The sequence below is a fragment of the Nonomuraea sp. NPDC051191 genome, from assembly GCF_044455665.1.
Taxonomy (GTDB): Bacteria; Actinomycetota; Actinomycetes; order Streptosporangiales; family Streptosporangiaceae; genus Nonomuraea.
Genome location: NZ_JBITEZ010000028.1, coordinates 1 through 22594, shown reverse-complemented (window position 1 = coordinate 22594; position 22594 = coordinate 1). Strand labels below are relative to the sequence as shown.

Sequence of the window (22594 nt, the reverse complement as noted above, 5' to 3'; positions counted from 1 at the left end):
CCGGCGTCCTTCGTCTCGCCTGCGATCGGACGGGATCACCGTCCGCCTGCCAGCATCCTTCCCGAGCGCCACAATGGACCACAAGCCCGTATTTATCGGGATTTCGGACACGCAAAAAGTGTGCGACGCCGCTCCACCGGTTCCGACCGGCGTACGAGCACGCGCCGGGTACGGACGCTCGCCCGCCGTACACGCCCCCGAAGAGGGGCGCCTGATTTCCGGCGCCCCCCTTCGGTCCGTCGTGGCTCAGGCGCCGACGGAAACGCCGAACTCGGCCTCGACGAGCTGGAACATGACGTCCCACGTCTTCCACTCGGTGTTGGTGTGGACGGCGATGGTGTGCCGGCCGTCGGAGGTGCCGATCACGAGGAGCCAGGACCCCCAGAGGCTGCCGCCGACGCCGCGCAGCGTCCGTCCGCCGGTCGCCTCCGGGTCGAGCTCGAACAGGCCGAGGCCGTAACGCGCGTACGGCATCCAGTGGCTGCCCTCGGTCGGGACGGTGGTCCACATCTGCCGGTGTTGTGCGGGCGGCAGCAGGCTCCCGGTGGACATCGCGTCGAGGAAGCGGATCATGTCGCCGGTCGTGGAGACGACGTTGCCGGCCGACCAGCCCAGGGAGGTGTTGAACTCGGTGACGTCCAGGGGCGGCAGGCCGGGCTCCTCCATCATCGACTCCCAGTTCTCAGGGGTGATCGTCGACGGGTCGACGCCGTCCTTGAAGAACATGGTGGAGTAGGCGCGCGGGTGCGGGGCGGGGTAGCCGGTGTCGTCGAGGGGGCGCACGCGGGTGTGGGTCAGGCCGAGCGGCCGGATGACCCGGCGGTCGACCTCCTGCTCGTAGGTGCTGCCGGTGACCTTCTCGATGACGGCCCCGGCGATGTGGAAGCCGCCGTTGGAGTAGGCGAACCGTTCGCCGGGTTCGCCGACCGGAGGCTGGGAGGTCGCCACCCTCAGCAGCTCGCCGGTGGTGAAGGCGTCGAAGCGGTGCCGGAGGATCCCGGAGCGGGTGGCGTAACGGTGGCTGACCTCGGGCGCCAGGCCCGTGGGGAACAGGCCGCTGGTGTTGCTGAGCAGGTGCCGGATGGTGATCTTGTCGCCGTCATAGCCGTTGGCGTCCAAGACGCCCGGCAGCCACGTGTGCACCGGGTCGTCGAGGCCCAGCCTGCCCTCGGCCTCCAGGCTCAGCAGTACGGCGGCGGTGAACGCCTTGCCGCTGCTGCCCGTGTGCACGTGCTCGCCCGGCCGGCGTGCGGCGCCGGTTCTCAGGTCGGCCACGCCGGCGGTGGCGAACCAGGTCCGGTCGCCGTCCTTGACCTCGGCGACGATGCCGGGGATGCCGACCTCGGCCACCGCCCGGTCGAGCACCCGCTGAACTCTTTCGCGCGTTGCCATCGCACTGCCCTTCTGTGGTCTGTCCTGTACGCCCTCCACAGTGCCGACCAGCGCTTCCATGCCTCTTAGATCGCTCTTTCAGCCGACATCGCACTGCTTTCGACGACGTCGTACCCTTGGCCCTTGTGCGGATCGAGGTGCTGGGACCGGTTCGGGCCTTCACCCGTGACGGCGCGCCCGTCGACGCCGGCGGCGTGATGGTGCGCGCGCTGCTGGCCCGGCTGGCGCTGGCCGGAGGCGGGACCGTGCCGGCCGGCACCCTCGTCGACGACCTGTGGGGCGCGCGCGGGGGCACCGTCAACGCGCTGCACGGCCTGGTGCACCGGCTGCGCAAGGCGCTGGGCGAGGCCGGGGTCCTGGAGTGGACGGGCGGCGGATACCTCCTGCACGTGCGCGCCGAGGACGTCGACGCCTGCCGTTTCGAGGACAGGGCCAGGCGCGGCGGTCGCGAGCTGGCCTCGGGCTCCGCGCGGCGAGCAGGCTCGCTGCTGGAGGAGGCGCTGGCGCTGTGGCGGGGAGACGCGCTGGCCGACGTGCGCGACGCCCCCTTCGCCGGTACGGCCGCGCCACGCCTTGAGGAGTTGCGCGTCGCGGCCGTCGAGGACCGGTTCGAGGCGCAGCTGCGCCTGGGACGCCACGACGACGTCCTGGCCGACATGGCGGCCATGGCCGCCGCCCACCCGTTGCGTGAACGGCTGGCCGGGCTGCGCATGCGCGCCCTGCACGCGGCGGGCCGACGGTCCGATGCGCTGGCCGTGTTCGAGCAGGTCCGCGGCACGCTCGCCGAGGAACTGGGGGTCGACCCGTCCGAGAGGCTGCGCGACACGCACCTGGCCGTGCTGCGCGGCGAGCCGGAGCGCCGCGAGCCGGACCGGACCCGGCCGCAGGCGGCGCGGGGACGGCTGCCGGCCCCGCTGACCAGCTTCGTCGGCCGGGCGGACGAACTGGGACTGCTGACCGGTTCGCTGGAGACCTCCCGGCTGGTCACCGTCGTGGGGCCGGGAGGGGTGGGCAAGACCCGGCTGGCGATCGAGGCGGCGAGCCGCCATCGAGCCCGTCAGCGGGGCCGCGTCTGGCTCGTCCTGCTGGCCGGGGTGACCACGGCCGGCGGGCTGCTCGAGGCGGTGCTGGGCACGCTCGGCCCCGCCGGCGTGCAGCCTTCCGGCACGCCTCTGGAGCGGGTGGTCGACCTGCTGGCCGGCGGCGAGGGCGTGCTGGTGCTCGACAACTGCGAGCAGATCGGCGGCCCCGTCGCGGAGTTCGCCGGGCACCTGCTGGAGCGCCTGCCGTACCTGACCGTCCTGGCCACGAGCCGGGAACCGCTGGAGGTGATGGGCGAGGCGCTGTGCCGGCTGGGCCCGCTCGGCCTGCCGCCGGCACACGCGGACGTCGCCCAGGCCGCCGGGTCGGACGCGGTGCGCCTGTTCCGCGATCGCGCGACGGCCGTCCAGCCCGGCTTCGCCCTGGACGCCGCCGGCACGGCCGCGGTCGTGGACATCGTGCGCCGGCTGGACGGGCTGCCCCTGGCCCTCGAACTGGCCGCCGCGCGGCTGCGGACCATGAGCGCCGAGCAGGTCGCCAGGCGGCTGGACGACCGCTTCCGGCTGCTCAGCACCGGCAACCGGGCCGCGCAGCCCCGCCAGCAGACCCTCCACGCGGTCATCGAATGGAGCTGGGACCTCCTCACCGACCAGGAACGCGTGCTCGCCCGCCGGATCTCGATCTTCCCGGGGCGGACCGGGACGGCCGCGATCGAGGCGGTCTGCTCCGACGGGACGCTTCCTGCCGGCGAGGTCGCCGATCTGCTGGACTCCCTGGTCGGCAAGTCGATCGTGGAGCGGTCCGGCGACGCGTACCGGATGCTGGAGACCATTCGCGCCCATTCGGCCGGCAAGCTTCGCCAGGCGGGCGAGGCCGAGGCCGTCCTGCGTGGGTTCGTCCGGCACTTCGCCGATCTGGCCGCGGGGCACGAGCGGTCGTTGCGCTCGGAAGGGCAGGCGGAGTCGCTGCGGCTGTTCCAGGCCGAACACGACAACCTGGTGTTCGCCCTGCACACGGCCATCGACGCCGGCGACGCCCACACGGCCGCCCGGCTCCTCGGCCCGCTGTACTGGTACTGGGTCGTGCTCCGCTACGACGCCCGGGCCGGCTCCTACGTCGCCAAGGTGGCCGCGTTCGGCGACGCGCTGCCCGCCGACGCCCGGGCCGCGTTCACCGCGATCCACCTGGTGGCCGGCGAGGGCGGGCCGATCCAGGACCCCGAGCGCCTGCGCGCGCTCGTCGACGACTGCGCGCGCACGGGCGCGCTGCGACGCCATCCGATGCTGCTGACCGTCGTGCTGCCCATGGCGGCGGTGATCGGGCCGCAGGAGCTGGTCGACCGGGAGATCGCCCGCGTGCGCGACGGCTCGGACCGCTGGGCGACCGCCTGCACCCTCATGATCGAAGCCATGCGTCACCGGCAGCGGGGCGACCGGGCGAACTCCGCGACCGCGATGGCGGCGGCGCTGCGCGCGTTCGAGGAGACGGGCGACCGATGGTGGACGGCCAAGGCCCTGTACGGGCTGGCGCAGATCCACGCCGTCGGCGGCGAACACGACCAGGCGATCGCCGCCTACGAGCGCACCATCGCGATCGCCGCCGATCTCGGCTCGCAGGACGAGGTCTCGGCCCGGCTCGGGCTCGCCGCCGAACGCATGCGCACCGGCGACCTCACCGGCGCCGGGCACGACATCGAAGCCGCCGAACGGGCGGCCTGGGAGCGAGGTCAGCCCGTCCTGGAGATCGACGTCCTGGGCAGGCGGGCCGAGCTGTGCCGCCGCCGCGGCGACATCGAACGGGCCGGCCGGGAGCTCGACCGCATCGAGACGCTCGCCCGCCAGGCCCGCATCGCCCCGGAGACGATCGCGAACCTGCTGACGCCCGCCAGGATGTCGAACCTCCTCACCGCCGGGGAGGCCGCGGCCGCGCGGGCGTTGCTGCCCGGGGCCGTCCGGGCCGCGCGGGCGACCATGGACGTCCCCTCGGCCGCTCATCTCCTGGCCCGGCTGCTGTTCCTGGAGGACGACCCGGCCGGCGCGGCCACCGCGCTCGGCCTGAGCCAGGCCATCCGCGGCACCTTCGACCACGGCGACATCGAACTGCGCACTTTGGCGGACACGCTCGCGTCCCGTCTCGGTCGTCCCGCCTACGACACCGCCTACCAGCAGGGCGCCGCCTTGCCTCCTGACGAGGCCGCCGACCGGCTGAGGTAATCTCGTCGACAATGTCCTTCCTGGCCGCCTATCGTGCGGATCATGGCGGACAGCCCTGACGTGGGTCGGTGTGAGTGCGGCGCGGCCGCAGGCCCGTTGGGCACCTGCGTGGACTACTACCACGCCGTCCTCGCCGAAGAACAGGCCGATGCTCGGATGTACAGATGGCACCCGCTGGTGGTCTGTGCGTTTCTCCTGCAGCATCCTTCCAGGGCTCACCCGAGGCATCTCGACGGCCAGTTCCGCCAACTGCAGCTCTACGTCGATCAGGGTCTTGACGCGCTGCTTCGCGTGGGGGCCCGTCAGGTGGCGCGGAACAAGCACGGAGGGCACCAGGACGTGGAGCTGTTGGCAGCGTACGCGCCGCTCCCCCCGGGCGGACCGCCCGCGTCCTTCCGTGCCACCTTCTGCCGCCTCCCGGCCGGGGACGGCAGTTTCGTGTCCGATGGGCATCCGGCATACGGCCACCGCATCGAGACCATCGCCGAGGCGACCGTGGAGTCCTGGAGATCCGTCCAGGACTGACCGGGGGTGCGCGTCGGGACGTCGCCGCTTGTTGGTCATGATGGGTGGCCGAGCAGCCCAGTCACGAAGTGGTGGCCGGAGGGGAGTTCGGCGAGGGGCAGGCGTCCTCGGCGGTCTTCGGGATCACGTGGCGAGCGCCCGGCGGTCACGTCCCTTCGCCGGGACGGGCGGGCGGGGGCGACAGGTGGGTGCGGACGCGGGCCAGCACGGCGAGGGCCCGCTGCTCCCACACCGCGTCGCCGGTCTGGGACAGCAGCGACAGCGCCTGCTGCACCGAGCTGTGCGCCTCGTCGACGCGCCCGGCGTCGCAGCACAGTTCCGCCAGGACGACGCGGCACCGCCCGGACAGGGTCCGCTCCCCGCATCGCTGGGCGAGGGCGAAGGACTGTTCGACCGTGCCGACCGCCTGGTCGTACCGGCCCTCCCGGTGCTGGACCATGCCGATGCCGAGGAGGGCGGCGGCCTCGGCGAGCCGGTCGCGGCCCAGCCTGGCCTCCTCCAGCGCCAGCGAGAAGTGCATCTCCGCGCGTTCCAGATCGTCGTCGCCCAGGTACAGGTTGCCCTGCTGCTGCCGGATCCGTACCTCGACGAGCCGGCAGCCGACCTCCCAGACCAGCCGCAGCGCGTTCTCCAGCAGCTTCCCGGCCCGGTCGCGGTCGCCGCGGTCGATCATGATCCCGGCCAGCCGGCACAGGACGTCGGCCTCGGTGACCGGGTCGTCGAGGTCGCGGAGCAGGGCGACCGACTCCTCGTACCGGCTGACCGCCAGGTCGGAGTGTCCGCGCAAGTGGTCCAGGGCGCCGAGGTGGCGCAGGCCCAGGGCACGGCCGTGGGCCTCGCCGACCTCGGTGAACACTCGCATCGCGAGGCCGAGGTGGGCGCGCGCCTCGTCGAAGCGTTGTTGTTCGAGGGCCAGCACGCCCAGCGAGTACAACATCGCCGCCTCGCCGCGACGGTTGTTCTGCGCGCGGCAGGCCTCCAGCGCCGCCTCGTGCGTGGAGCGCCAGTCGTCCCAGGCGCACCGTGCCTGGAGGAACGGCACGACGGTCAGGGACAGGTCCCAGCTGGTCTCCGGATATCCGTGGGTGGCCGCCTGCCGGGCCGCGGTCGTGATCGCGGCGTGTTCCTGGCCGAACCACTCGGCCGGTTCGGCCAGCAGCTGGTCCAGCAGGTCCTCGGGCAGGGCCCAGCGCGGGGTCCGGCCGTGGATGCGCGCGTAGTCGCCGCCGTGCTCGCGCCGGTGCGCCTGCTCGGCCAACGTCAGCCACGCGGCGAGGGCGCGGCCCAAAGCGGCGTGCTGCTCGTCCTCCGGTTCGGCGGCCAGCAGCTCGCGTGCGTAGAGCAGCACCCGATCCGGCATGGCGTAGCGGGAGAAGACGCCGTGCCCGCGGACCACGTCGATCAGGTGGGCGTCGACCAGGATCTCCAGGGCGGCGCTGTGGTGCCCCTCGCCGAGCAGCGGCGCGGCGATCCAGACCGGGAAGTCCTGGACGGTGAGCACGCCCAGCAGCCGGAACAGCCGGCGGGCGGGCGCGGGCAGCCGTTCGTACGTCGAGGCCAGGCTGTCCCGCACGCTGAGCGTGCCGTAGCTGAGCTCGTCGAGCCGGTGTTCCCCGGCCGAGAGCAGGTCGACCAGCTGGGCCACCGACCAGTGCGGCCGCCCGGCCAGCCTGGCGGCCACGATGCACAGGGCCAGCGGCAGCCGTCCGCACAGGGTGACCAGCTCCAGCGCGGCGGTCGGCTCGGCGAGGATGCGCGCCTGGCCCACCACGTTCGTCAGCAGGTCGATGGCGTCCTGGAGGCTCAGCGGGTCCACTTCGACGACGTCGGCGCCGCGGATGCCGGCGAGCCGCCACCGGCTGGTGATGATCAGGCCGCAGGAGCTGGAGCCGGGCAGCAGCGTCGCCACCTGGGCGTCGTCGGCCGCGTCGTCGAGCATGATGAGGATGCGGCGGTCGGCGATGCGGCTGCGGAACAGGGCCGCGCGTTCCTCCACCGACTCCGGGAGCAGGTAGGCGGGCACGCCGAGCATGGCGAGCATGCGCTCCAGCGCGCGGTGGGCGGTGATCGGCATGCCCTTCTCGCTGAGCGACAGGTAGAGCTGGCCGTCGGGGTAGGCGTCGTAGAGCTGGTGGGCGATGTGCACGCCCAGGGCCGTCTTGCCGACGCCGGGCGGCCCGGTGAGCACGGCCACGGGCGGGGTGTGCGGCCGTTCACCGTGCGACACGACGGCGGCGAGCTTGGCGTGCAGGCGGCTGACGTACGTCTGCCGTCCGACGTAGTGCGGGCTGTCGGTCGGCAACGTCCGGGGCGCGACGTACGGCGCCGACACGGTGCTGAAGGCGGCCGGCGGGGCGTGCGGGGAGACCGGCGGCGCGGGCGCCGGCGGCGGGGCGCTCGCCGCGGCGCCGTCGGTGAGGATGACCCGTTCGGCGGTGCGCAGTTCCTGGCCGGGTTCGAGTCCGAGCTCGTCGATCAGCCGGCTGCGGACCACCTGGAACTGCGACAGCGCCTCGGCCTGCCGGCCGGAGCGGTAGAGCGCGATCATGAGCAGGCTCCAGAGCCGCTCGCGCAGCGGGTGGCTCTCCGCCCTGGCGGTCAGCTCGTGCAGCACCTGATGGTGGTGGCCCAGTTCCAGTTCGAGCTCGAAGCGCTGCTCCAGGACGTCCAGGCGGCGTTCGGCCAGCCGGGCCGCGGCGGCCTCGACCAGTTCGCCCTCGACACCGGCCAGGGGCTCCCCCTGCCACAGGGCCAGGGCCCGGCGCAACGCCTCGGCGGCGGCTTCGGTGTCGGAGCGTGCCCTGGCCGCGGCGGCCTCCTGCACGAGCCGGTCGAAGATGTGCAGGTCGACGCTGTCGGCGGGGGCGAGCAGCTGGTAGCCGGGCGCCTTGGTCACGATCCGCGCGGGCAGCGCCGCCCGTCTCAGCAGCCGCCGCAGGCCGGAGATGCAGGTGTAGATCTGGCTGCGGACGGTCGAGGGAGGCGCGTCCGACCAGACCGCTTCGATGAGACGGTCGACCGACACCACGTGGTTGACGTCGAGCAGCAGCATCGCGAGCACGGCGCGGTGCCGGGGGGCGGTGATCTCGACGGGTGCTCCGTCGGTGGTGATCTGCACTGGCCCGAGAATCCTGAAGTGCACGCCGCCGCCCCATCCGTCCACATATCTCGATTCCTATCGATGAGATATCACATGGAGGTGAAAATCGCGCCTAACAGAGGAAAGGCAGGCTAAACAGTGCACTAGCGGCAAATTCGGTTACTGATTAATGCCGGTCGAAAAACATCACTGCCGCAGGATTTCGGTCTGCGGCCTGCGGGCCGGGCGCAACGCGAAGTAGGCCACCGCGCCGGAGGCCAGGTACAGCACGGCCTGCACGTTGAGGACGAGCACCACGTCGAGCACGTCGCCGAGCACGCCGGCCGCCGCCATGCCCAGCCCTTGTGAGGCGTTGTAGACCACGTAGAACGCGCCGAAGGCCCGTCCCAGATCGCTGTCGGACACGCTTTGCTGGATCTGCGCGAACGCGCCGCTGTTGTACGCGATTCCGGGCACGCCGATCAGGATGAAAAGCACGACATAAATCTCGACCTGACGCGAGAGCGCCGGGCCGTTCCAGATGGTCAGACTCAGCAGGCCGAACGAGACGGCGCCCAGGCTCATCAGCAACCAGGGGCTCAGGCGCGCGCCGAGCAGGCCGACGATGAGCCCGCCCGCCACACCGCCGATCGCCTGGACACCGCGCAGCACGCCGGTGAGCGTGCCGTCGGCGTGCAGCGCGCGGCTGACGAAGACGACGAAGAGCACCACGAACAGGCCCTGTGCGACGCCGCCCAGCGCCACGCTCTGGAACGTCGCCCGGACGCCGCGGTTGCGCATCATCGTCACCAGGCCGGACCGCCAGTTCGCGAAGAACGACGCGGCGCCGCCGTCCGTGGCCGGTTCGGCGGCGTCGTACCGGGCCGTCCGGCGGGCGACCGCGATCAGGGCGGCGGCCGTCACGAACGCCACGGCGGCGCCGATCGCCAGGTACCGGGTTCCCTCCCGGGTGATCGCGAAGCCGCCCAGCGAGCTGCCGATCAGGCGTCCCGCGCTGGTGTTGAGCGCGACCATGCTGTTGGCGCGCACCAGGTGCGCGGCCTCGACCAGCCGGGGCAGGGCGGCGTTGCGGGCCGAGTCGAACGTCTGGGTCAGCACGGCCTGGGCGCCGGCGACCACGCAGATGATCCACAGGCGGTGACCCGGCTCGCCCACCAGCGGCAGCACCACCACCGCCTGCACCACCGCGACGCCGCTCATCAGCCGGAACCGGTCGAAGCGGTCGGCGAGCGCCCCGGCGAACGATCCCAGGGTGATGCCGCACAACAGCTCGACGAGGAACACGGCGGAGGTGACCAGCGCCGAGCCGGTGACGCCGAAGACGTAGATGGGCAACCCGGTGATCAGCAGCCAGCTCGCCACGCTCGACGCGAGCCCGGCGATCCAGATGAGGACGAATCCGCGGTGACGCAGCAGCATCAACATGTCAGATGAATTCCGGTGTGGGATAGGCCTGCAGGCTCAGGCTGACCGGCAGGGCGTCACCCGGCGCCCCGTCGCGCACCGGGCGCAGGTACGGCCTGATGACGGCGTCCAGCGTCAGGGTGAGGTGCCGCAGTTCCTCGGGGGTCAGCGAGAGCGTGTAGTTGTGGAAGGTCGCGCTCTCCCGCCACTGGTCGGGCAGCTTGTGCTGCTGTCGCTGGTAGTGCTGGAGCGACCGGAACACCTCGTCCAGCTCCAGCGAGGTCAGCGCGTCGTTGACCTGGCGGCCCTGCTCGTCCCCCGGCTCGGGCAGGAACTCCAGGCCGGTGGCGGCGGCGCGCCACGGCCGGTCGCGCCGGTTGGCGCCCTGCGCGGGCGCGCGCTCGATCAACCCGTGGCGGGCGAGCTGGTGCAGGTGGTAGCTGCAGTTGGAGCCGGTGTCGCCGAGCGCCTCGGCGCACTGCGCCGCCGTTCGCGGGCCGGCCGCCAGCAGGTAGCGCAGCAGGCGCAGCCGTAGGGGATGGGCGAGCGCGCGCAGCTTGGTGGGGTCCTGTACGCGTACGCGCCGTTCCGGTCTGGTCGGTTCCATGGACACTCCCGTACGAAAGACTCCTTTCGTTGATACCCCCTCAGAGCCAGTTTTCGCAAGACTTCTTGTGAATCAGTGGATCGCGCCTCGCCGGCACAGCTCCCACGCGGCCCGCAACAGCACGTCGCCGCCCGCCACCAGCTCCCGGTCGCCGGTGTGCTCGTCGGGCGCGTGGCTGACCCCGCCGACGCTGGGCACGAAGATCATGCCGATCGGCGCGGCCGCGGCCATGATCTGCGCGTCGTGGCCGGCGCCGCTGGCCACCGTCCGGTTCGGCAGGTCCAGCCCGGAGCTGGCCCGCGCGATCACCCGCCGCAGGCCCGCGTCGGTGGCGACCGGCGTCGCGCGCATCACCGGGTCCAGTTCGATCGTCGTGCCGGTCAGGGTGGCGATCCGCTCCGCCACGGCACGCAGCGCCACCTCGGCGGCGGCCAGGCGGTCCTTGTCGGTGTCGCGGAGCTCGGCCGTCATCCGGACCTCGCCGGCGATCACGTTGGGCACGTTCGGCGTGGGGTTCAGCGCGCCCACCGTCGCGACCTGGCACGCGCCGGAGCGGGCGAGCTCCTCGACGGCGAGCACGACCCGCGCGGCGGCGGCCATGGCGTCGCGGCGCAGGTCCATGGGCGTCGTCCCGGCGTGGCCCTGCCGGCCGCGCACCCGCGCCTCGAACAGGGTGCGGCCGACGATGCTGGTCACCACCCCGATCGGGACCCCGGCGCGCTCCAGGACCGGGCCCTGCTCGATGTGCAGCTCCAGGAACGCGCCGATCGAGCCGTCGGGCCACGCGGCGTCGGCGACCCGATCCAGGTCACCGCCGGCCTCGCGCAACGGCCCGGCGATCGAGACGCCGTCGCGGTCCACCGCCCGCCGCGGGTCGCACAGGTCGCCGGTCAGGGCCATCGAGCCCCAGAACGCCTGCGGGAAGCGGGCGCCCTCCTCGTTGGTGAAGGCCACCACGACCGGTTCCCAGCTCAGCGGCTCGTCCCGGCCGGCCAGGACGCGCAGCGCCTCCAGCGCCGCGACCACCCCGTACGCGCCGTCCAGCCGCCCGCCGTGCACCACGCTGTCGAGGTGCGAGCCCATCAGCAACACCGGGCCCGCGGTGCGCCGGCGGCGGCGTACCACCAGGTTCCCCGCCGGATCGACGGCCGGCGCGAGGCCCGCCGCCTCGGCTCTGCCGATGAGGTGGCGGCGCGCGTCGGCGTCGGCGCGGCTGAAGCCGGGACGGGACACCCCGCCCCGGTCGTCGGCGCCGAAGCGGGCCAGCTCCGCGAGGTCGCGCAGCAGGCGGGGACCGTCGACCCGCGGGACGTCCGCCACGACCGTTGCGCGCGACTCGGTCACCGAAGAGCTCATCTCAACGCCCCTCCACGTCGGCGGCGACCGGGACGGCCACCTCGGCCAGGTACGTCTCCAGGCACCGCAGCGCGTCCTCGGCGCTGTCGGTCACCGAACAGTGCGGGCCGAAGCCGGGCTCGGTGAAACCCCGGTGCGCCAGGTCCCGCACCAGCGCGACGAAGCGCCCCCAGAAGCCTTCCGAGTCGACCAGCACGATCGGCTTCGCCAGCACCTCCAGCTGGTTGAGGCTGATCACCTCCAGCACCTCGTCGAGCGTCCCGAACCCGCCCGGCAGCGCGACGAAGGCGTCCGCCCTGGTCAGGAAGGCCGACTTGCGCTCGCCCATAGTCGTGGTCAGCACGGTGTCCTGCGGCGGGGCGGCGATGCCGCGCTCGCGTTCGTACAGGAACGTGGGGATGACGCCGGTGATCGGCGCGCCGTGCCGCTGCGCGGACCACGCGAGCTCGCCCATCAGTCCCGATCCGCCGCCACCGTAGAGCAGCCGGTGCCCGCGGCTGCCGATCAGCCGTCCCAGCCGCCGGGCGGTCTCCGCGTCGCCGGCGTGCAGGCCCGGCCGGGCGCCGCAGAAGACGCAGATCGTCAGGGGGCGCGGCGCCGTGCCGCTGGACATCTCGTCGGCCGGCATCGCCGACAGGTTTCGCAGGGTCATGCCGATGCATGGAACACGCGCCGCCTATCACCGGCATATCGGCGGCGTCCGACGGCGTCGGGTGGCGCGGTGAGAGATCGCCGATAGGACGGCGACAGCTCCCCGGTAGGCCCGCCCTCCACGATGGCCCAGACGTGAACGAGCCCCGCCCGCCACCAGAAGGGATGGCCGCGTGCTTGCCACCGCAGTCGCCGCCGCCGCACCGGAGGTACCCGTCCGGTCCGGCCGCGGGCATCTCACCGTCCTGCTGTCCGGCACGTCCTCCGACGCGCACACCTGGAACCTGGTCTACCTGCAGCTGCTGCTGGAGGAGGCCGGTCACGCGGTGGCCAACCTGGGCGCCTGCGTACCGGACGACCTGCTGATCGACCGCTGCCGCGACCTGCGTCCCGACCTGCTGGTGATGAGCAGCGTCAACGGGCACGGCCGGCACGACGCCGCCCGGGCGGCACGACGCCTGAGACAGTGCCCGCAGACCGCCGGCGTGCCCGCGGTGATCGGCGGCAAGCTCGGCATCGCCGGCCGGCCCAACTCCCGCCTCGCGCCCGAACTGCTCGCGGCGGGCTTCGACCGGGTCTTCGGGGAGCAGGTGAGCGAGCTGCTGGCCTACGCCGCGACGGTCCCGGCGCGATGACCACCGCCGAGTACGCGTTCGGCGCGTTCGTCGCCGCGGCGGCCGCCGACCGCCGGGTCGTGGTCCAGCCCCGGATGGGCTTCAGCTCGCTGAGCCGTACCCGCGCCGGGCTGGAGGCCACCCGCGACGCCGCCCGCACCACCGCGGGAACCATCACCGTGGACAGTTACACCAGGGTCGGCGACCACGCCTCGGCGCGCCGGGCGCTGACCGCGGGCGAGGACCTCAACGGCTTTCCGATCGTCGCGCACGGCGCCGACGCGATCCGGCGGATGCTCGACGGCGTGCGCGACCAGACGTTCCCGGTCCAGGTCCGGCACGGCTCCGCCGACCCACGGCCGATCGTCGCCACGGCGCTGGCCGCCGGCCTGGACGCCACCGAGGGCGGGCCGATCTCCTACTGCCTGCCCTACTCCCGCACGCCGCTGACCGAGTCGGTGTCGAACTGGGCCCGCTGCGCCGGCATGCTCGCCGCCGGCATCGGCCCGGACCGCGAACCGCATCTGGAGACGTTCGGCGGCTGCATGCTCGGCCAGCTGACCCCGCCCGCCATGCTGGTGGCGCTCAGCCTGCTGGAGGCGCTGTTCTTCGCCCAGCACGGGCTGCGCAGCGTCTCGCTCAGCTACGCCCAGCAGACCAACGAGGCACAGGACCGCGAGGCGGTCGGCGCGCTGCGCACCCTGGCCGCCGAACGGCTCGGCGGCCTGGACTGGCACATCGTCGTCTACGCCTACATGGGGTTGTATCCGCGGACCGCGCACGGCGCTTCGCGGTTGCTGAGGCAGGCGGCTCGGCTGACCGTCCACAGCGGCGCCGCCCGGCTGATCGTGAAGACCACCGCCGAGGCGTACCGGATCCCGACGGTCGCCGAGAACGTGCAGGCCCTGCGCACCGCCGAGCACGCGGCGGCGCGGGCGCGGACCGCGCCCCTCCCTGCGGTCGCCGACACCGGCGTGCTGGCCCAGGCCCGCGCGTTGATCGAGGCGGTGCTGGATCTCGACCCGGACGTCGGGACCGCCCTGATCCGCGCGTTCCGGCACGGCTACCTGGACGTCCCGTACTGCCTGCACCCGGACAACCAGGGCCGCACCCGCAGCTTCCTGGACGGCGACGGCGTCCTGCGCTGGTCGCGGATCGGCTCACTGCCCCTCGGCGACCTGGTGGAACCGACGCGCCACCGCATGCGCGCCGGCGACCTGCTGGCCGCCCTGTCGTACGTACAGCGAACCTTCGACGAACAACGAGGTGAATCCCATGACGCGGGGACCGATGCCGGAGCTACGTGACCACCTGACCTCACCCGTCACCCGGGCGGCCCTGACCGTCCAGGGCCAGGTGCTGGCCTGCGCCCGGGAGTTCCTGACCGCGGCCGGGTTCATGGAGCTGCAGGCGCCGATCATCGGGCCGGTGACCGACCCCGGCGGGCGCGGCGCGAAGCCGGCCGACGTCGACCTCTACGGTTCCCGGTACAAGCTCATGACCAGCGCCATCCTGTACAAACAGGCGTCGCTGCTGATGTTCGACAAGATCTTCTTCATCTCGCCGTGCGTGCGGCTGGAGCCGCTGGAGACCGCCGCCACCGATCGGCACCTGGTCGAGTTCCACCAGATCGACGTCGAGATGGCCGGCGCCTCCCGCGACGAGGCCGTCGAGCTGGCGCAGAACCTGCTCCGGCACGTCGTGACCCGCACCGCGAGCCTGCGGCCCGACGCCCTGGAGACCCTCGGCCGCGACCCCGGCGCGTTCGCCGGCTACGGCGAGGGCGACTTCGACCGCATGACGCACGCCGAGGCGGTACGCACGTTGCACGCCATCGGGCACGACTCGCAGCAGGCGGACTCCGAGATCGACTGGCCGGGCGAGGCGAAGTTGTCCGCCAAGGCCGCCCGGCCGTTCTTCATCGTCGACTACCCGAAGGGCAGCCGGGGGTTCTACGACCGCGAGAGCGAGACCGAGCCCGGCGTGCTGCGCAACTTCGACCTGATCGCCCCCGAGGGGTACGGCGAGCTGGCCAGCGGCAGCGAACGCGAGTCCGGCTACCGGCGGGTCGTCGCCCGCATCCGCGAGTCCGGCGAGAATCCCGCCAAGTACCAGTGGTACCTCGACCTGCTGCGCACCGGCGTCCCGGCCAGCGCGGGCTTCGGCCTCGGCCTCGAACGGCTGACCCGCTACGTCGCCGGGCTCGACGCGGTCTGGCAGGCCAGCGCCTACCCGAAGCTGCCCGGGACGGCGACGCCGTGACCGGGCTCGTCGCGCACGGGTTCCCCGAGCAGCCGGTACGCCGACGGGCGCGCCACGGCGTCGCGGCCCTGTTCCCGGACGCCGGCGGCTACGGCAGCGCCCTGTTCGGCTCCCTGTTCGGCGCCCAGGACACCGCCGGCGACGACCCACTGGAGTCCACCCGGCTGGTGCCGCCGGTGTTCATGCCGAACCGGCTGGAGAAGCTGATCGAGCTCGGCCGCGAACCCACCTACCGCGACGTCGACCTGTCGACCGTGATCGGCGCCCTGCGCTCGCCGCTGCCGGTGTACGTCTCCGCGTTCGGCTCGACCCGGGCCGCCGGCCACGAGCTGGGCCTGGCGGTCAGCCGGCAGGCGGCGAGCCTGGGCCTGCCGATGGTGATCGGCGAGAACGTCGTGCCCGTCAACGGCTTCGGCCGCGACAGCGAACCGGCGGGCCGGTCCCTGCTGTCGCGGCTGCGCGCCTACGCCGCCGAGGCCGACGACGTGACCGGCGGGGTCGTCGTGCAGCAGAGCACCGAGGACGCCGACGCCGAGGTCTGGCAGCTGGTCTACGGCGACCCGTCCACGCAGCGGCTGCTCGACTCCGGCCGGCTGGCGTTCGAGCTCAAGCTCGGCCAGGGCGCCAAACCCGGTCTCGGCGGCATGACCCTGGTGGACCAGGCGGCCGCGCGGCGGCTGGCGGACCGCTACGCCCTGGAGGAACTGCTCGACTCCGGCTCCGACGCCGGATCCGGATCCGCGACGCTGCTGCGGTGCGGCACGCCGGGCACCTTCACCGCCGAGATCCTGGCCCAGCAGATCCGCTTCATGCGCAACAACTTCCCGCGGGTGCGGATCTGGGTGAAACTGCACCCGGGTCGCGACGTCGCGGAGGCCGCCACCGTCGCGCGGGCCGCCGGGGCCGACGCCGTCACGGTCGACGGCGCGGAGGGCGGCACCGGCTGGGCGCCGTCGGCCTTCCTCGGACACGTGGGCCTGCCGCTGCACGAGTGCCTGCGCCGGCTGGGCCCGGACCGGCGCGGCCTGCTGGTGTCCGGCCGCATGTGGGAGGGCGCCCGCGCGGTGAAGTGCATGGCGCTGGGCGCCACCGCCGTCGGGCTGGGCCGCGCGGCCATGCTGGCCGCCGACGAGGACCCCGCGGCCGGTCTGGTGCGGCTGGTCCGATGCCTGGAGCTGGAGATGCGGATGCTGATCAGCGCCCTCGGCCAGTACGCGCCCGCCGCGCTGAGCCCGCACGACGTCTGGAACCCGGCCGGCTCCCCCGCCGACCGCACGCCCGAGCTGCAAGGAGTAGCGCCGTGACCAATCCGTTCGAGTCCGACAACGACCGATACTTCGTGCTGGTCAACGCGGAGCGCCAGCACTCGTTGTGGCCGGTCACGGCCGCCGTACCGGCCGGCTGGTCGGTGGCGCACGGCGGCGACACCCGCGACGCCTGCCTGCGCTACGTCGAGCAGAACTGGACGGACCTGCGGCCGGCCGGCCTCGCCGCCGAGATGGACGGGACGGGAACGGTGACGCCATGACCCAGGAGTCCCCGGTCGTCCCGGCCGGAACCCTGGTCGGCCTGCTGCGGGAGCAGGCGGCCCGGACCCCGCGGGCCCCCGCGGTGGTCGCCGAGGACGCCTGCCTCACCTACGCCGAGCTCGACGCCCGCACCGACCGGCTGGCCCGGCGGCTGCGGCACGCCGGGGCCGGCCCGGAGCGGGTCGTCGCCGTCGCCGTGCCCCGCGGCGCCGGCCTGGTCGTGGCGATCGTCGCGGTGATCAAGTCCGGCGCCGCGTACCTGCCGCTGGAGCCCGGCGACCCGCCGCGGCGGCTGCGTTTCCTGCTGGCCGACGCCGGGGCCGTCGCCGCCGTCACGTCCGGAGCCGGTGACGCCTTCGAGGGCGTCGTCACCGTCGATGTCGCCGATGCCGGTGCGCCGTCGGTCACGCTGCCCGAGGTCCGGCCCGGCAACCTGGCGTACGTCATCTACACCTCCGGCTCGACCGGACGTCCCAAAGGCGTCGGGATCAGCCATCGGGCCATCGTCAACCGCCTGGCCTGGATGCAGGCGCAGTACGGCCTGCGGCCCGACGACCGGGTGCTGCAGAAGACCCCGGCCGGCTTCGACGTGTCCGTGTGGGAGTTCTTCTGGCCGCTGCTGCAGGGCGCGACGCTGGTCATGGCCCGCCCGGACGGCCACCGCGACCCCGCCTACCTGGCCGAGGTCATCGACCGCGAGCGGATCACCACCCTGCACTTCGTGCCGTCGATGCTCGCCGCCTTCCTCCGGGCCCGGCCCGGGACACCGTTGCCCAGCGTGCGGCGGGTGCTGTGCAGCGGTGAGGCCCTGCCCGCCGAGACGGTCCACCGCTTCCACCAGGCACACGACGCCGAGCTGCACAACCTCTACGGCCCCACCGAGGCCGCCGTGGACGTGACCGCGTGGCCCTGCCCACCGGGCATGCCGGACGTCCCGGTGCCGATCGGGCGGCCGGTGTGGAACACCGGGGTGCACGTGCTCGACGGCGCGCTGCGTCCGGTCGCCGACGGCGAGGTCGGCGAGTTGTACCTGACCGGCGTCCAGCTGGCCCGCGGCTACCTGGGCCGGCCGGGGCTCACCGCCACCCGCTTCGTGGCCGCCCCGTTCGGCGCCGCGGGCGAGCGCATGTACCGGACCGGCGATCTCGGCCGGCGCCGGCCCGACGGCGCGTTCGAGTACGCCGGCCGGGTCGACAACCAGGTCAAACTACGCGGACAGCGCATCGAGCTCGGCGAGATCGAGTCGGCGCTGACCGGCCACCCGGCGGTCGAGCAGGCCGCGGTGCTGGTCCGTGAGAACGCCGGGGGCCACCAGCACCTGGTGGGCTACCTGGTCGCCGCCGACGCGGTGACGGACGAGGCCATGGAGGCGTACCCGCCGGTGACGGGCGACGCCCTGGAGGCTTACCTGGCCGAGCGCCTGCCGGCGCACATGGTGCCCGCCCGCTACGTCACGCTGGACGAGCTGCCGGTCACCGCCAACGGCAAGCTCGACCGGGCCGCCCTGGCCGCGATCGAACCGCCGCGGACCGGCGGCGGCCGGGCCGCCCGCACCGACCCGGAACGGCTGGTCTGCGGCATCCTGGCCGAGGTCCTGGCCCTGCCGGCGGTCCACCCCGACGACGGCTTCCTGCGGCTGGGCGGCGACAGCATCCAGGCCATCGACGCCGCCGGGCAGATCACCCGCGCCGGGCTGCCGGTGACCGTGCGCGACGTCATGGGCGCCCGGTCGGTCGCCGAGCTCGCCGAGCGCGCGCTGTCGCGCCCCGCGCCCGCCGTCGCCGCCGAGGCGCCCGAGGCCGGTCGGGGCGCCGTGCCGCTGACTCCGATCGTGCACTGGCTGCGCGAGCGGGGCGGGCCGGCCGACGCGTTCTGCCAGCGGCTGGTGCTGCGGATCCCCGCGCAGGTCACCGGCGAGTGGCTGACCGGCGTGCTGCGGCGCCTGCTGGAGGTCCACGACATGCTGCGGGCCCGCCGCCGGATCACCGCCGACGGGCAGTGGGAACTGCTCGTGCCCGCACCGGACGACGTGGACGCCCTGCAGTGCCTGACCGAGGTGCCGCTGAACGGCCGCACCGGCGAGGCCGCCGACGAGCTGATCCGCGCGGAGCTCGCCGCCGCGCAACAGCGCCTGAGCCTCGACGAGGGACGGCTGGTCCAGGCGGTCTGGTTCAGCGCCGAACCCGGGCGGCAGGCCATGCTCGGCCTGGTCGTCAACCATCTGTGCGTGGACGGCGTCTCGTGGCGCGTCCTGCTCCACGACCTGCGCGAAGCCTGGCAGGGCGTCGCCGGATGGCGGCCCGCGCCCGCGGTGACGTCCTTCCGCACCTGGGCGCGGCTGCTGAACAACGAGGCACGCTCCGGCGCCCGGCCGGGCGCGGCGGCGTACTGGTCGTCGGTGCTCGACGCCGGCCGCGCCCGCCTCGGACGGCCGTCGGACGCCCGGACCGACCACGAGTCACCGGACCGCCTGCTCACGCTCGACCTGGACCCCGCCACCACCGAGCGGCTGGTGGGCCCGGACTCCCCCACGGTCAACGAGCTGCTGCTCACCGGCCTCGCCCTGGCCGTGCGCGAGCAGGCCCGCCGCGACGGCACGCCGGACCGGCCGGTCGTGGTGGACGTCGAGGGCCACGGACGGGAGGACCGCGACGGCACCGATCTGTCCCGGACCGTCGGCTGGTTCACCACCCTGTTCCCGGTCCGGCTGCTGGAGGCCGGTGACAACGACGGGGACGACCCGCGGGCCGCTCTGCGGCTGGTACGCGAGCAGTTGCGGGAGCTCCCGGACAAGGGCCTGGAGTACGGCCTGCACCGGTACCTGCGCGCGCCCGGCGAGCGCGTCACGGGGACCGAGCCGGAGATCGGGTTCAACTACCTGGGCCGCTTCGACGGCGGCGGCACCGGCGACTGGACGATCGTCGCGGACTTCGGCGTGGGCCTGGACTGCTTCGGCGCCGGCATGCCGACGGCGCACGCCGTCGAGGTCAACGCGGCGGTGGTCGACGGCGCCGGCGGGCCGGTGCTGCGCGCGACCTGGTCCTGGGCCGCCGGCGCGCTGACCCGGCCCGAGGTGACCCGGCTCGCCGAGACCTGGTTCCGCCTGCTGACCCGGCTCGCCGACGACACCGCCGCCGCCGCGGCGCCACGCGACCTGACGTTGCGCTCGGTCAGCGCGGCGGAGCTGGCGGAACTCGAAGCGGAACTCAACGCGATCCGGTCGTGACCGCGGCCAGCAGAAGGAGCTGACATGACGACCAGCACGCCGTCACCGATCGAGGACATCCTGCCGCTCTCCCCGCTTCAGGAAGGTCTGCTGTTCCACGCCCGGCTGGAGAGCGAGGCGTCGAGCCTGTACGTCGCGCAGTTCACCGTCGACCTCGACGGCGACGTGGACGCCGGCCACCTGCGACAGGCCGCGGAGTCGGTGACGCGCCGGCACGGCAACCTGCGGGCGGGCTTCCACACCCGCCGCTCCGGCAGCCCGGTCCAGGTGGTCCACCGCGAGGCGCCCCTGCGGTGGCGCGAGATCGACCTGTCCGACCGCGATCCGGGCGCGGCGCGGAAGGAGGCCGCCGTACAGGCCGAACAGGACTGGACCCGGGGGTTCGCGCTGGACCGGCCGCCGCTGATGCGGTTCACCCTGATCCGGCTCGGCCACCGGCGGCACCGCCTGGTGATGACCGTGCACCACCTGCTGCTCGACGGCTGGTCCACGGCGCTGCTGCTGCGCGAGCTGCTGGACGTGCTGGCCGCCGGCGGGCGCGACGACGGCCTGCCGCCGGTGGCGCCGTACCGCGACTATCTGCGCTGGCTGGAGCGTCAGGATCACGGCGCGGCCCGCGACGCCTGGGCGCGCGCGCTGTCCGGGCTGGACGAGGCGACCCTGGTCCAGGGGGTGCTCACCGGCTCCGGGAGCCGTCCGTCCGGTGGCGGTGAGCGCGACGACGTCGTCCGGGGTCTGCCGCTCGACCTGTCGGACGGCCTGCGGCGACAGGCCAGGGAACACGGCGTCACGCTCAACACGGTGCTCCAGGCCGCCTGGGGCGTCGTGCTGGGCCAGCTGACCGGCCGCGACGACGTGGTGTTCGGCGCCACCGTCGGCGGGCGGCCGGCCGACCTGCCCGGGTCCGACGCCATGGTGGGCATGCTGATCAACACCGTGCCGGTGCGGGTGACCTGGCGGCACACCGACTCGCTGAGCACCCTGCTGGCCGCCGTCCAGGAGCAGCGCCTCGCCCTGTACGAGCACGATCATCTGGGCCTGGCCGAGATCCAGCGGCGCGACGGCCGGTCCGGCCCGCTGTTCGACACCACGATCGTCTTCGACAACTTCCCGGACGGGGACCTCACGGTGAACCTGCCCGGCGGCGGCGCGGTCCGGGCGAAGGTCGGGTTCCGCGACACCACGCACTACCCGCTGTCGCTGGTGGTCGAGCCCGGCGACCAGGTGGAGCTGCGCCTGCACTTCCGCACCGACATGCTCGCCGCCGGGGACGTCAGCGCCCTGATGGCGCGGCTGGTCACCGTTCTGGAGGCGGTCGCCGCCGACGCCGGGATCCCGATCGGGCAGCTCGACCTGCTCACCGCCGACGAACGGCACCGGGTGCTGGCCGAGTGGAACGACACCGCCGGCGTGCCGCCCGCCCACACCGTGCCGCAGCTGTTCGAGGCCCAGGCGCGCGCGAACCCCGGAGCCGTCGCGGTGATCGACGTGGACGGCGGCGCCGTGTCCTACGGCGAGCTCGACGAGCGGGCCAACCGGCTGGCCCGGCACCTGGACGAGCAGGGCGTCGAGCGCGGCGACGTGGTGGGCGTCCTGCTGGAGCGCGACGCCGACCTGGTGACGGCGGTGCTGGCGGTGCTCAAGGCCGGCGCCGCGTACACCGTGCTGGATCCGGCGCTGCCCGAGGCCCGGCGCGACGCGGTGATCCGCGACGCCGGGGTGCGGCTGGTCGTCGGCCGCGACCGCGCCGAGGCCGGCCCCGTGAGGACGGTCGACCTGCACCGCGACGCGCCGGCGATCGCGGTCCGGCCGTCGTCGGGCCTGCCGCCGGTCGCCGGGCCGCAGGACCTGGCGTGCGTGATGTTCACCTCCGGCTCCACCGGCGTGCCCAAGGGCGTGGCGACGCCCCACTTGGCGATCGTGAGCACCCTGCAGGGCCAGGACTTCGCCCGGATGGGCCCAGGTGAGGTGTGGCTGCAGTGTTCACCGGTGTCCTGGGACGCGTTCGCCCTGGAGCTGTTCGGCGCTCTGCTGTTCGGCGGCGCCTGCGTGCTGCAGAACGGCGGGCGGCCCGACCCGGCGGCGATCCGCGACGCGGTGGCCCGGCACGCGGTCACCACGCTGCATCTGTCGGCCAGCCTGCTGAACCTGATGATCGATCAGTATCCGGAGGTGTTCGCCACGGTCGCGCAGGTGCTCACCGGCGGCGAGCCGGCCTCGCCGGCGCACGTCGAGCGGCTGCTGCGGGCACGTCCGGACCTGCTGCTGGTCAACGGCTATTCGCCGGTGGAGAGCACCATCTTCACCACGACCCACCGCATCGACGTGCGCGACACGGCCGGCGGCCCGGTCCCGGTCGGACGTCCGCTGCGCAACAAGCAGACGTACGTGCTGGATCGTTGCCTGCGTCCGGTGCCGGTGGGCGTCACCGGCGAGCTGTACATGGCGGGTCTGGGGCTGGCCCGCGGCTATCTGGGGCAGCCCGCCCTGACCGCCGCCCGGTTCGTCGCCAATCCGTTCGTCGCGGGGGCCCGGATGTACCGCACCGGCGATCTGGTGCGCTGGCGGGCCGACGGTGTGCTGGAGTTCCTCGGCCGGGGTGACGACCAGGTCAAGATCCGCGGGTTCCGGGTCGAGCCCGGCGAGATCGAAGCCGCCCTCGTCAGGGACCCGG

The 22594-nt window shown here is 73.7% G+C and carries 15 protein-coding genes; 9 read left to right on the top strand and 6 right to left on the bottom strand.

The features are described from left to right. Nucleotides 1-246: 246 nt before the first annotated feature. Nucleotides 247-1392: a serine hydrolase domain-containing protein gene (locus ACIA8R_RS48895; RefSeq protein ID WP_397044764.1), complete on the bottom strand. Its 1146-nt coding sequence runs from the start codon at nucleotides 1390-1392 to the stop codon at nucleotides 247-249. 125 nt (nucleotides 1393-1517) lie between these two features. On the opposite strand from ACIA8R_RS48895, the gene ACIA8R_RS48890 reads away from it, so the two are divergent. Together ACIA8R_RS48890 and ACIA8R_RS48885 are read left to right on the top strand one after the other, a co-directional pair. After that, complete coding sequence (locus ACIA8R_RS48890; RefSeq protein ID WP_397044763.1) at nucleotides 1518-4646, top strand: ATP-binding protein; 3129 nt, start codon at nucleotides 1518-1520, stop codon at nucleotides 4644-4646. Between the two features lie 42 nt (nucleotides 4647-4688). Then, on the top strand, nucleotides 4689-5171 hold the full coding sequence (locus tag ACIA8R_RS48885) for a DUF5946 family protein (RefSeq protein WP_397044761.1): 483 nt from the start codon (nucleotides 4689-4691) through the stop codon (nucleotides 5169-5171). 145 nt (nucleotides 5172-5316) lie between these two features. Here the strand turns inward: ACIA8R_RS48885 and ACIA8R_RS48880 are convergent, their stop codons facing one another. The 5 genes from ACIA8R_RS48880 to ACIA8R_RS48860 all read right to left on the bottom strand — a co-directional run bounded on the left by ACIA8R_RS48880 (nucleotide 5317) and on the right by ACIA8R_RS48860 (nucleotide 12290). Continuing rightward, nucleotides 5317-8289 carry an AfsR/SARP family transcriptional regulator gene (locus ACIA8R_RS48880; RefSeq protein WP_397044759.1) on the bottom strand — a complete coding sequence of 991 codons (2973 nt, stop codon included), beginning with the start codon at nucleotides 8287-8289 and terminating at the stop codon, nucleotides 5317-5319. A 168-nt stretch (nucleotides 8290-8457) separates the two neighbouring features. Beyond that, nucleotides 8458-9696: an MFS transporter gene (locus tag ACIA8R_RS48875; RefSeq protein ID WP_397044757.1), complete on the bottom strand. Its 1239-nt coding sequence runs from the start codon at nucleotides 9694-9696 to the stop codon at nucleotides 8458-8460. Between the two features lies 1 nt (nucleotide 9697). Continuing rightward, on the bottom strand, nucleotides 9698-10282 hold the full coding sequence (locus ACIA8R_RS48870; protein ID WP_357707330.1) for a winged helix-turn-helix domain-containing protein: 585 nt from the start codon (nucleotides 10280-10282) through the stop codon (nucleotides 9698-9700). A 72-nt stretch (nucleotides 10283-10354) separates the two neighbouring features. Next, complete coding sequence (locus ACIA8R_RS48865) at nucleotides 10355-11638, bottom strand: Zn-dependent hydrolase (RefSeq protein WP_397044755.1); 1284 nt, start codon at nucleotides 11636-11638, stop codon at nucleotides 10355-10357. A gap of 1 nt (nucleotide 11639) precedes the next feature. Next, a complete protein-coding gene (locus tag ACIA8R_RS48860) occupies nucleotides 11640-12290 on the bottom strand; it encodes a TIGR00730 family Rossman fold protein (RefSeq protein ID WP_364097241.1) in 651 nt (216 codons plus the stop codon). A 172-nt stretch (nucleotides 12291-12462) separates the two neighbouring features. On the opposite strand from ACIA8R_RS48860, the gene ACIA8R_RS48855 reads away from it, so the two are divergent. The 7 genes from ACIA8R_RS48855 to ACIA8R_RS48825 all read left to right on the top strand — a co-directional run. Next, a complete protein-coding gene (locus ACIA8R_RS48855) occupies nucleotides 12463-12924 on the top strand; it encodes a cobalamin-dependent protein (RefSeq protein ID WP_357707326.1) in 462 nt (153 codons plus the stop codon). Then, nucleotides 12921-14210 carry a methylaspartate mutase gene (locus ACIA8R_RS48850; protein WP_364097238.1) on the top strand — a complete coding sequence of 430 codons (1290 nt, stop codon included), beginning with the start codon at nucleotides 12921-12923 and terminating at the stop codon, nucleotides 14208-14210. Before ACIA8R_RS48855 ends, ACIA8R_RS48850 begins: the two co-directional genes overlap by 4 nt. Continuing rightward, complete coding sequence (locus ACIA8R_RS48845; protein ID WP_364097235.1) at nucleotides 14179-15165, top strand: asparagine synthetase A; 987 nt, start codon at nucleotides 14179-14181, stop codon at nucleotides 15163-15165. The genes ACIA8R_RS48850 and ACIA8R_RS48845 overlap by 32 nt, the downstream gene beginning before the upstream one ends. Next, complete coding sequence (locus ACIA8R_RS48840; RefSeq protein WP_397044752.1) at nucleotides 15162-16469, top strand: glutamate synthase-related protein; 1308 nt, start codon at nucleotides 15162-15164, stop codon at nucleotides 16467-16469. The genes ACIA8R_RS48845 and ACIA8R_RS48840 overlap by 4 nt, the downstream gene beginning before the upstream one ends. Continuing rightward, a complete protein-coding gene (locus ACIA8R_RS48835; RefSeq protein ID WP_357707321.1) occupies nucleotides 16466-16693 on the top strand; it encodes an MbtH family protein in 228 nt (75 codons plus the stop codon). Before ACIA8R_RS48840 ends, ACIA8R_RS48835 begins: the two co-directional genes overlap by 4 nt. Continuing rightward, entirely contained in the window at nucleotides 16690-19920 is a 3231-nt protein-coding gene (locus tag ACIA8R_RS48830; protein ID WP_397044750.1) for an amino acid adenylation domain-containing protein, read from the top strand. Before ACIA8R_RS48835 ends, ACIA8R_RS48830 begins: the two co-directional genes overlap by 4 nt. Nucleotides 19921-19944: 24 nt before the next feature. Continuing rightward, the coding region (locus ACIA8R_RS48825; RefSeq protein ID WP_397044748.1) for an amino acid adenylation domain-containing protein at nucleotides 19945-22594 on the top strand (2650 nt) is incomplete at its 3' end.